Raw genomic sequence first — 12,007 nt, 5'->3', positions numbered from 1 at the left:
CAAATCAATATAAACCAATTATGAAACCTTATAACGGATAATGTTATAAGGTTTTTTTAAGGACATATAATGAAAAAGACATTATTAAATACGCTACTTTCTAGCCTTATTTTATATACCTCTGTTTCACTCTCAGCCGATGCCATTAAACCCAACGTAACCATTTTAGCCACTGGGGGCACCATCGCAGGAAGCTCCAAGTCCAACCTTGATACCACCGATTATAAAGCGGGCTCACTGGGCATTGATGTATTAATCAATGCCGTGCCAGAAATCAACGATGTTGCTATCGTCAAAGGCGAACAGATTTCTAACACCATCAGCGGCAATATCAGCAGCGAGATCCTCTTAAACCTCAGTAAGCGTGTTAACTATTTACTGAATGAAGGTAATCAACAGGGTGTAGTTATCACTCATGGTACTGATACAATTGAAGAAACAGCATTTTTTTTAGAATTAACAACAAACAATAAAAAACCGACCGTTATTGTCGGAGCAATGAGACCCGCAACGGCTATCAGTGCAGATGGCCCAATGAACCTGCTGGAAGGCGTAGTACTTGCCTCAGACAAAAAAGCAGAAAACCGTGGGATTATGGTGGTATTAAACGACCGCATTGGTTCTGCATTTTATACCACCAAATCAAACTCAACCACTCCTGATGCATTTAAATCCTATGAACCAGGCTATCTTGGCGTCTTTGTCAGTGGAAAACCCAAGTTCTACTATACCCCTGCACAACCTGTTGATCGTACTTTTTTCGATGTTAGTAAGATAGATAAACTCCCTAGTGTCGAAATTATTTATGCTTACCAAGACCAGACCCCAGCGATGCTAGATGCCGCTATCAGTAATGGAGCCAAAGGAATTATTGTTGCGGGAAGTGGTAATGGAAATGTCTCGAGTAACATGGAGGAGGCAATTAAGCAGCTCAGTGGCAAAGGTATTCCTGTTGTGATGGCAACTCGAACAGGCTCTGGCTATGTGAGCAGTAAATCATTTGCGATAGGGTCTGGCTTTTTAAACCCACAAAAGTCTCGTATTCTCTTACAACTCGCCCTTGCAACCGGCGCTGACCTCAAGCAAATATCGAATTACTTTGATAGCCAACGTTAATTAAATACAGTCATTATTAAAGGCGTCTAGAATATAGACGCCTTTTTAATATTAATCATGCTTATTTCTAGTATAATAAATAAATTATAAAAATCAGTTTAAGATTTATTATATAGATACCCAAATTCAGATAGCGTTAGTACCCCATTGAGTTAAATGGTTAATATTTGAATTATTAAAAATCAGCTTTACTTTATTACTATTTTTAAATATTGGCTTTCTTTGCGAGTAGATAATAAATAATTGCTGTAATCGGAAATGCAATAAAGAATGCAAAATTATAGCCTATCATACCCGAGACCAACCCAATCACTAGCGCCGTAATACCGGGTTTCCGCCAGTTTGGAATATCATCACTGTACAGATTCTCTAAATTAAGATGACATTTACGGATAAGATAATAATGTACTAACATAATCGCCAATATGGGAGCGAGTATTGCAGAGAAAATCATTTGTACATAATCAAGGTAGCTTAATAATAACCATGGCATCATTAAAATACTAATCAACCCAACTAGCCATGTCGCTTTTGCAAAAGTTAATTTAGGGAAGAAACTAAGCATAATTAATGTTGCGGGGAAAATATTTGCACAAGTATTGACTGTCCATTGTGCAAATACAATGATGATACAGCTAATAATTAATATGGTTGCGTTATCAGCAAAAGCAATTTGTAGCATTCCAATAGGGTTATCGCTTTTCGTCAGGTAAGCACTAATCAATCCTGCAAGAGTGAGCAATAAGCCAGTACCAACAAACCCAAGCCCAAAACAAAAGATAGTGCGTTTATTACGGGCAAAGAAGCTACTTGATGCACTGTTTTCAGGTAATTTTAGCTTTCTGGTTAAGTCACTGCCATTTAGTGCTTCAGATAGCCACCCCCCACTAAATATAGCGATAACAGTAATAAAGCTGAATCCAGTTCCTTCTAGTGGAGAAGCCGTCACAATATCCGGTAAAGAAATTTGGTGTTCTTGTAATAACCAAGCAACCAATGACACCAATCCGCATGCCAAAATAGGGACTGCCAATGTGCCAAACTTACTCATACTGTCTACGTTACGGCTTGCATTGAATAACTGTAAAGATGCATAAGTGATAAATATCACCCAAAACATGGAAACCCCTGTAACAATTTCAATAATCGCATTAATCGCCTGTGTCCCTAAAAATAAAATCACACCACACCATGTTAAGCAGACGATGGCCCGACATATCGCCCCAATTTTCGCCCCTTGTTTTCCTAAACAATCGCGAATAAAAATGGTGAATGGAACACCGTAACGTGTACCGATATCACCAGTTAAAGTAATTAACACGGTGACTAATAAAAAACCGAAAAAACAAGCAACTAACACTTCAATCGGTGAATATCCTCCTCTTAAAAGTACTTGAGCGGGTATCACCAACCCCACAACGTTGATCACCATCGATGAACATAGCACCAGTAAGTCGCGCGTCTTTAACGTTCTGTCTTTTTCCTGTGTAGGTAGCAATTCCTGATTGGCTTTAGCAAGCAATTCCTGTGAAATATTTTGTCCATTATTCATGAGTCTAGCCTCATCTTTATTGTCGTTTTAGTTTAATTTCAAAGTACGTTTAATAAATTTCCCTTGCCCTTTACTTCCCATAAAGGTGTTGTTATCCATGATAATTTCGCCACGTAAAAGGGTTGTTTTTACTTTTCCTTTCGTTTTATATCCTTCATGTAGGCTATAGCCAGCACCACTGTGTAAGTTATTAGCTGAAATAACCCATTCCTCATTCGGATCGAAAATAACAATGTCAGCATCCGCTCCAGGTAATAGTGTCCCTTTTTGTGGATAACATCCCATAGTTTTCGCAATGTTAGTGCTACATAGTGCAACCACTTGGTTCATGGTGATTTTTCCACTTTCCACACCTTCGTTTACCATCAAATTAAAACGAATCTCTAAACCCGATAACCCATTCACCACCTTAGTAAAATCGGGAATAATTTTGCCACTGGCATCACGCTGTAAAGCCTTTTCTTTTTCCTCACGAGTGAAAGTACAATCATCGGAACCAATCAAGGTGATCGTACCGTTCTTAATACCGTCCCAAAGTTCATCCCGCTCTTTACGAGTGCGCAGTGGAGGCGAACAAATCGCTAGATGCCCACTTTCAACGTCATCATAGAGTTCATCAAAAAGCGTCAGATAATGAGGACCGGTTTCGATATACAGTCTTTGACCGCGCTCTTGCGCTTGCTTTGCAATATCTAGACAAGGGCCATTCGTGGTGTGAACAATAAGGAGAGGAACACCAACTGATTCAGCGAGTTTAGTCACTCGGCCAAAAGCTTCTATTTCACAAATAACGGGTTTACTCTTGGCAAAATCACGCCAAGTTAGTGCGTTATTTTTGATGCACTCATCCACCGCCGTTTCTGCTATCGCATTACTTTCCGCATGGATCAGCGGCATACAATTATTTTCTTTAGCCCGTTTAAAGACTTGCATCAGCGTCATATCATCTGCCATCACCCCTTCTTTGCGGTAAGTCATAAACAATTTAAATGTTGGGCATCCTTTTTCTGCAAGAAGCGGAATTTCATCTAGTAACTGCTCATTGGCTTCAACAAACTTGCCATGAACACTAAAATCAATCGCAGACTCAGCCATTTCTTCGATACGATCTTCTAATGCTTGGAGAACACTGGAACCTTTCCAAGTATTGGTAAAATCCATATAAGTGGTGACCCCACCAAACGCCGCACAAATGCTTTGTTGGTAAAAGGTAAGTTGAGGGGAAATACCTTGGAATGGGGCCTGTGTATGCATGTGAGCATCAATTAAACCTGGTAAAACCAATCGACCTTGCGCATCAATTTCTTTTTGGCATTCAACAGATTCATCAGGGTCAAGTAAAGCCGCGATTTTGCCATTTTTAATTGCCAGATCGGCACGAACGGTGCCCTCTTCAAGGACCAAATACCCATTTCTAATAATTGTGTCAAACATAACTATCTCCAACGATTTTTATGCACAACACAGCGGAAAGTAGGCTGTGTTGTTGTTATTATTGATTAATCAACCCAGCATTCCTTTACGTAAAACGTGCCCACTACAGGCATAACTTTCAATATTGTTAAGTAGTGCAATTCGCCCATTTACCATCACCAGTTCAATACCAATAGGGTATTGATTTGGTTCAACAAACGTTCCTTTATCTGTCACTGTCAGTGGGTCTAACATCACAATGTCAGCTTGATAACCCTCTTTAAGTAACCCTCTATCCGTAAGCCCTAAAACCTCTGCAGGTTTGCCCGTCATTTTGCGAATCGCAGCTTCCCAAGTTAAACAAGATTCTTCGCGTACATACTTCCCGAGTACTCGAGGGAATGCCCCAAAAACACGTGGATGGGGCTTACCTGCCCCCATTAAGCCGTCCGTACAAACATTTTGCTCTGGCCGACACAGGAATTTAATCACGTGCTCTTCAGTCCCATAAAAATCCACCATTCCAACTGCGTTATCTTCCTCATATAACAGATCGAAAGTGGCGTTATAAGGGTCCTTACCACGTAATTCTCCAAGTTGAACTAAATTTAAACCCACTGCATCTTGGTTTTTCTGTTGCTTAACACTGGTGATGAATATTTGATCTAACCCTGCAAAATCAATGAAGTTATCCCAGCCAGGAATTCCTGTTTCAATATCGTTAATCATGCGTTGGCGTAATTCAGGGGATTGCAAACGTTCGAGTAATTTTTCGGTTCCACCTGCATGTACCCATGGAGGTAATATCACCCCTAGCATGGTGCTACCAGCAACATAAGGGTATTGGTCGAAAGAAATACGAATCCCCTCTTGCTGAGCTTTTTCGAGCATCGATAGCATTTCATCGATCAGCGGCCAGTTTTTCTTACCACAGACCTTCATGTGGGAAATATGTAGCCAAACTCCAGATGCATGGGCTATATCAATAAGTTCTTGAGTAGACTGAATGATGTCATCCGCTTCACTACGCTGATGAACAACAAAAATGCCATTATATTTGGCTGTCACTTTGCAAAGTTCGGTGATCTCAGCGGTATCACCAAAAGCACAAGGCATATAGATAAGGCCTGTTGATAGCCCATAAGCCCCCGCTTGTAACTCCCGCTCAAGAATCTGGCACATTTTGGCGACATCTTCCTGCGTCGATGCCTTACCATCCAATCCCATGGCTTCCATACGAATATTACCGTGGGGAACAAGGTAAGCGAGGTTCGTAGCACTTCCTCGCGTCTCTAACATGTTGAGATACCCTGCGGTATTCTTGAAGTGCCAGTCTATCTCATCAGAGTCACCGTCAAGACCAGCAATATTTTTACGCCATGCTGAAATATACTGTTCAGGCAAAGGTGCCAATGCGACGCCGTCTTGTCCCAATAGCTCAGTCGTGATCCCTTGACGAATTTTTGCTGAAACCGCTGGGTTAAGTAATACTGATAGGTCTGAGTGCGTGTGAGTATCAATAAAACCGGGGCAAATAATTTTCCCAGTAGCATCAATAAGTTGGTCCTGAGTGTTGGCGCTAATATCGCCGATTTGAATAATTTTACCTTCATTGACAAGCAAGTCTGCTTGATACTGACATTCCCCTGTACCGTCAATGATGGTGGCATTTTTAAATAGTGTTTTCATTATTCGCTTCCTTTATTAATGCCCCAGTTATCACTGAGGCACCAAAAGATAACTAATTGTTATTATTGTAAATACTAGAAATTATGCTGTAGTAGCCTTTGGCTGAGCCTGTTAATTGTTCTATCTCGATATATTCATCAATGGTATGCGCCAAATTCTCTCTCGAAGGCCCAAAACCAATCGTTGGAATATTCGCTTCCCCCGCATAATGGCTACCATTAGTGCAGAATGAATATTGAGTAATTGTTGGGTCGAGGCCGACTTTTTTGAGGCCTGATAATGCATGTTGAACAAAACTATCCGACTCGTCTAAAACCCAGCCTGGGAAGAAACGCTCTCCTTCAATCGTGCTGCCGGTATAACAAGATTCTGTTCCATAGGCATAAGATACTCGCGCCTTAAACTCAGGTTCAGACTGTGCTATTTCATCTAACGCTTTTTGGATAGGTTGGAGCACACTCTCTTTGCTCTCACCGACTAATAACCTGCGGTCATATGTTGCACGGCAATATTCAGGGACAACTGATGCCCCAGGATATGGAGACGATTTAATATCTGTTAATTCAAGTATTCCTAACCCAAGAACTGGGTGAACTGTCGGAGGAAGCACTCTAATTTTTTCAATCAATGTAGCCATTTTATAGACCGCATTAATACCTGCTTGTGGGTTTGCAGAATGAGCAGGTTTCCCAAATGTTTCTATCACGACTTCCGCTCGCCCACGTTGGCCTATTTTTAAATTAAGCTCAGAAGCTTCACCGATAACCACATAATCAGGGTGATACTTTTCAGTAACTAACCGTGCAGCAACACCTTCGAAGCACTCCTCATGTACGATACAAGAAACGTAAATTTTCCCTGCAAATTCACGTAAATGGTCTTGACCAAAAAAACCTACGGCAGAAATCATGGCAGCAACCGCCCCCTTCATATCGGTCGTACCACGGCCATAAATTTTTTCGTCTTTAATTTCTCCACCAAATGGATTTTGCGTCCATTGGCTTTCATCGACTGGAACCGTATCAATATGTCCATCAAAAACCAGCGTTTTTCCAGGGTATTTCCCGACAATCCCACCAATAATATTGCCGTATCTATCAATATGAATGTCATCAAATTCGAAATCTTCCATCATGGATTTAATTACGTTGACGACATTGCCCTCTTCACCGGAGTAACTTTTTTCACGAACTAAAGCCTGGCAATTTGTGATGACTTCGTTAAAACGATTTTCTGAAAACATATTTTTCACCCCGATTAAAATTGACCAAAACTTGGGAACTCACCGTCCCAAACAATATCCCGATAACGTTGAATATCCGTATCGCCCTCTGTACTGATCACTAAAATGCGTGATTTCTCATTCAGCTCCAGCTCCTTACGAACATCTTCATGATCTGGAGATTGCATTAGAATAGAAAGTAACCCCGTCGTAACGGCGCCTGATTCACCAGAAATAATCGCTGGATCATTCGGTAAAGGGTTGCCTAATATCCGCATGCCTCGTGTTGCGACGAAATCAGGACAAGAAAAGAAGGCATCTGCGTAGTCTCGTAATAATTGCCAACCAGTAATATTGGCTTCACCACATGCCAACCCTGCCATCACCGTTTGTAAATCACCACCAACTGGAATAGCCTCTTCATTTTCAGCGACTGCTGAACGGTAAAGGCAATCCGCAATTTGCGCTTCAGCAATAATCACTTTTGGTCTATCTTCACCATAAAGCGCCGTTAGCATGCCTTGCACCATACCTGCAAATGAGCCAACACCAGCTTGGACAAAAACGTGGGTCGGTTTCACTTCATGCAACTGAGACAAAGCTTCAAACATTAACGTGCTGTAACCTTGCATAATCCACTGCGGGATCTTTTCATAACCCGCCCAAGCGGTATCTTGCACCACCACCCAGCCATATTTTTCTGCCATTTCGGCTGTCATACGTACTGCATCGTCATAGTTCATATCTACAATTTCTGCGCTCGCACCTTCATTCAAAATGGCATCTAAGCGTTCCTGGGAAGAGCCTTTAGGCATATAAACGACTGATTTTTGTTTAAGTTGACGTGCCATCCACGCCACACCTCGCCCATGATTGCCATCCGTCGTAGTGGCGAAAGTAATGCCATTTAATTGTTCTCTAACCTCATCGCTGACCATTACGTTATAAGGAAGCTCAGAGATATCTCTCCCCAGCTCTTCGGCAATATGACAGGCCATTGCATAAGCGCCACCTAATGCCTTAAATGCTTTTAAGCCAAAGCGTTGAGACTCATCTTTTAAGTAAATCTGCCCGACATTTAATGACCTAGCGAGCACAGGTAGATGATAGAGCGGTGTTGGCGCATACTCAGGTATTGAGCGGTGAAATTGCCACGCTTTATGTAATTCAGCTTCCGAAAAAGAGGCAAGGTTCGCCGTAGGCTTTTGCTTAAAACGGCTGTGATTAATGTAGTACTTTAATTGCTCCTGCATGGAAAACCTCATGAACTTATTATTAATAAACAAGACAATTAAGTCTTAATAAAAAATAGGTTTACAGCTTAGGTAGCAATACACATGCCAAGATCGGAATTTACGTATAATTATAATGAAAAAATAATGTAGCCAATTGATAAAAAACAAAATTTAAAATAAAGCATGTAGAATTATTTTTAATAAATTCGATATATTGATTTACCTCATTGAGAAATTATCAAATATGATAAATAGTGTGATGGCGATATATAAATAATTTAATGAATTGATTTATAAATAAAATGATAATTATTGTTTCAATTAAATTTATTATTATTTATCAATTATGATAATAGGGGAAAAAATGACATCCATTCTGAGTACTATCCAAAATGAAATTTGCCATTACGCAGAAGCCATTTCTGGCGTGACCGGAACTGATGTCGAAATTATTGATGAATATCTGATACGTATAGCAGGAACGGGTTATTACAAACACATGCTCAATCAAAATGTTTCACGTAACGGCTATATTTATCGTCATGTTTTACGGGTACAAGAAACCGTATTAATTAAAGATCCTGGGGAAAATAACCTCTGTCACCTCTGTGAAAATAGAGAAACCTGTACGGAAGAATTAGACCTTAACGCACCCATTTTTTTAAATGGCAAAGTCATTGGTGTCATTGGCATTATTTGCTCGACTAAACAACAGCGAGCCGTATTACTTCAGCAACTCAATAAATTCATCACATTCATCGAACAAATAGCCGAAATGATATCGAGTAAAGTATTTGAGTGCCTTGAACGCTTGAGAGCACAAGAATCTTTACATGCATTTCGGAGATTGATTGATGCTATGGATAGAGGCGTGATAGCCATTGATAGCCAACAAAAAATTTGGCATACCAACCGCTCTGCATCTCGCTTTTTTAATAAAGATATTATAGGCCTATCACTGTCCTTTGAACTAACAGGAGATATTTTATATGGCGATGAAGAAGCATGGTTAGAATTAGAAGGCCAGCGCTATCACGTACTCTGCCGTAATGTCACTTTTACTTCACTGGAAAATGATACGTTAACCATGATCATTTTTCAGGATGCCCGTGATTATATTACTCATGTCAATCAATCATCCGTTGAAATCAGCGAAGCCCCTTCGCAGCTAATCGGTAATTCATCGACCATGATGAACCTAAAACAAACCATCAAGAAGGTCGCTGTCAGTCATGCCAATGTACTGATCACGGGGGAAAGTGGCTCAGGAAAAGAGGTTGTCGCTTATGCTCTACATGCACAAAGTACTCGACATAATCAGCCCTTTGTCACCATAAACTGTGCAGCAATACCAGAGCAACTCCTTGAAAGCGAGCTATTTGGCTATATCAGAGGCGCATTTACTGGCGCGGATCCCAAAGGGCGTATAGGTAAGTTTGAATTAGCTCATGGAGGAAGCCTATTCCTCGATGAAATTGGTGATATGCCTTTGTTATTACAGGCTAAGCTACTGCGCGTTTTACAAGATAAAACTATCACTCGAGTTGGATCAAATAACCAAATACCTACCGATGTCCGCATTATTGCAGCTACAAACAAAAATTTATTAGAAATGGTCGAACAAAAAACGTTTCGAGAAGACCTATATTACCGATTAAATGTTGTGCCGATCCCAGTCCCCGCATTACGAGAGCATCGTGAAGATATTACTGATTTAGCGAAATACTTTTCTGACCAATTTGCAATGCAATATGATAGAGAAAAGCAAAAGATCCCTGATACAGTGATGAATTATTTATATGGCTATCATTGGCCAGGTAACATACGTGAACTGCGTAATGTCATTGAGTATATTTATGTCATGCAAGGTGATCTGCCTGAAATGAACCATAGCCATTTACCTGAATATATTACAAAAACAAATTCATCAGCAGAATCGATATACTCCATTACAAAAACTGCCGCACTACCTGCACACCATTATGAAAAAGAAACAATACAACGCGTACTTGAAAAAACGGGTTACTCCATGAACGGAAAGAAAGAAGCTGCACAAATACTAGGCTTAAGTATTGCAACACTGTATCGCCGATTAAAAAAATACGATATCGCTAGTTGATATTCATTTTGGGTACGTATGTTATTTTCTTCCACTTTAAGCCAATCTTTGCCACTTATCTAAAAATAATCACAAAATGAATAGTCGTTTTGTGATTCCTCTCTTACCCACTTTGGTTTTTACGCCATTTTTCAAAAATTCCTGGCTAAAAAATACAATTAATCCTAATTCATTTTACTTAGATTGGGGGCGCCAGTTTCTTTTTAATCAATTGGTAGACAGGTTAATTATGCCACTAAGAATGGCATTATAAATAAATTATAGGTGCAAACATGAAAAGAATTAAAACCAAGTTTCTTTTGTTATTTTATATAGTTATTTCAATAACCTCCACCAGTGCTTTAGCTACATCAGATAGCGATGCCCTTTATTTTTACCTTGTTAGGCATGGGCAAACTTATTCTAACATTAAAGAAATGACCATTGGTGGAGGCGGTAATGCTCAACTCACAACCAAAGGGCGCTATGATGCACGCAGCCTTGGTTTAGGTTTAGAAAATGTCGATTTTATCGCTGGATACAGCAGTACATTAGGTCGAGCTCATGAAACTGCCAGTAATATTTTAACTGGCCGTAATATGGATATTATTGAGATTGAGAACCTCAAAGATATTTCTTGGGGTAACGCTGAAGGCGGTAGAATTGATGAATTAACAAGCCAATACGGCCATTCTGGTAATGAATTTGAATACTATTTTGGTAACTATAAAGATAAAAACTTCAAATCTGTCGTAAACACTGAAAACATGTATGACTTTTCTCAACGTTTCGAGTCTGCATTATTGGATATTGCTAACCGTCATAAAAATGAAAGTGGTAATATTTTAGCCGTTGGCCACTCATCAATGGCATTTTACTTGCAAAAATATCGTCAAGATAAGCCATTATCAGGATTAAGTAATACTGCCGTTTCGGTATTAAAATATAAAGATGGGCAATTTACTCTTATCGACTTTAATAATACGGATTATTTAAAATCAGGTTATACAAAACAAGAGAAACTTCCGCCTCTTGAAGTCTCGATTGTTATCAACCCAATGACTATTTTAAATGATGCCAATATAATGGAAGGTACCTCAGACTCCGATCTCAGCAAGTCAGGTGTTGCAGCGGTTAACCAATTGAAACAACACATTAATCCTACTGACTATTTTGCAGTTTATAGCAGCACATTAAATAGAGCTAAATATACAGCAAACCACTTATTTGAAAACAGCACCACGCCAATCCAAATTAACCGTAATTTAGATGAAATTTTCCTTGGTCTTTGGGAAGCGGAGAAAATCAGTACATTAGAAAAAGACCCTAAAGGCCAGTTTGCCAAATTACATTCAGGGAAAAATGTATTGAGTTTTGTTTCCCCTGTCGATGGGGAAACAGGGGCTATTGCAGCCTACCGATTAGAAAGCTTACTTAGAGATATAGGTATCCAAAATGAATTCCATACTGGAAAAATCATGGTGGTTACTCACCCTATTATTTTCAGTGCGTTTTTAAATAAAGTTCAGCCAGAGTACCAATTTACCCCTAAAAAAGACTTACAGCTAATTACCCTGCAATATAAAAATGAAAAATTCAGTGTCAAAAATATTCAGTCTTTTAATGGTAAATAAGATAAATTAACACCTTATCATCGCCAATAAAAACCTCGCCATCGCGAG

At 39.7% G+C, this 12,007-nt stretch carries 8 protein-coding genes; 3 read left to right on the top strand and 5 right to left on the bottom strand.

Features of this window, described 5'->3' with window-relative positions; translation table 11 throughout:
- The first annotated feature begins 69 nt into the window (after positions 1 to 69).
- Entirely contained in the window at positions 70 to 1,116 is a 1,047-nt protein-coding gene (locus ABWP91_RS03540; RefSeq protein ID WP_353242057.1) for an asparaginase, read from the top strand.
- A 205-nt stretch (positions 1,117 to 1,321) separates the two neighbouring features.
- Here the strand turns inward: ABWP91_RS03540 and ABWP91_RS03535 are convergent, their stop codons facing one another.
- The 5 genes from ABWP91_RS03535 to dpaL all read right to left on the bottom strand — a co-directional run bounded on the left by ABWP91_RS03535 (position 1,322) and on the right by dpaL (position 8,245).
- Positions 1,322 to 2,668, bottom strand: coding sequence for a cytosine permease (locus tag ABWP91_RS03535; RefSeq protein WP_353242056.1), 1,347 nt, complete (start codon positions 2,666 to 2,668; stop codon positions 1,322 to 1,324).
- A gap of 27 nt (positions 2,669 to 2,695) precedes the next feature.
- Positions 2,696 to 4,102, bottom strand: coding sequence for a dihydropyrimidinase (hydA, locus tag ABWP91_RS03530; RefSeq protein ID WP_353242055.1), 1,407 nt, complete (start codon positions 4,100 to 4,102; stop codon positions 2,696 to 2,698).
- A gap of 69 nt (positions 4,103 to 4,171) precedes the next feature.
- Positions 4,172 to 5,770, bottom strand: a complete 1,599-nt coding sequence (locus ABWP91_RS03525; RefSeq protein ID WP_353242054.1) for an N-acyl-D-amino-acid deacylase family protein — start codon at positions 5,768 to 5,770, stop codon at positions 4,172 to 4,174.
- Positions 5,771 to 5,822: 52 nt separating this feature from the next.
- A complete protein-coding gene (locus ABWP91_RS03520; protein WP_353242053.1) occupies positions 5,823 to 7,013 on the bottom strand; it encodes a YgeY family selenium metabolism-linked hydrolase in 1,191 nt (396 codons plus the stop codon).
- Positions 7,014 to 7,027: 14 nt separating this feature from the next.
- A complete protein-coding gene (gene dpaL / locus ABWP91_RS03515; protein ID WP_353242052.1) occupies positions 7,028 to 8,245 on the bottom strand; it encodes a diaminopropionate ammonia-lyase in 1,218 nt (405 codons plus the stop codon).
- A 346-nt stretch (positions 8,246 to 8,591) separates the two neighbouring features.
- On the opposite strand from dpaL, the gene ABWP91_RS03510 reads away from it, so the two are divergent.
- Positions 8,592 to 10,346 carry a sigma 54-interacting transcriptional regulator gene (locus tag ABWP91_RS03510; protein ID WP_353242051.1) on the top strand — a complete coding sequence of 585 codons (1,755 nt, stop codon included), beginning with the start codon at positions 8,592 to 8,594 and terminating at the stop codon, positions 10,344 to 10,346.
- 272 nt (positions 10,347 to 10,618) lie between these two features.
- Positions 10,619 to 11,959, top strand: coding sequence for a 2-carboxy-D-arabinitol-1-phosphatase (locus ABWP91_RS03505; RefSeq protein ID WP_353242050.1), 1,341 nt, complete (start codon positions 10,619 to 10,621; stop codon positions 11,957 to 11,959).
- Positions 11,960 to 12,007: the final 48 nt, after the last annotated feature.

The organism is Providencia sp. (assembly GCF_040396775.1).
Taxonomy (GTDB): Bacteria; Pseudomonadota; Gammaproteobacteria; order Enterobacterales; family Enterobacteriaceae; genus Providencia.
The sequence above is the reverse complement of the archived record's forward strand: the minus strand, read 5'-3'. Positions and strand labels throughout refer to the sequence as shown.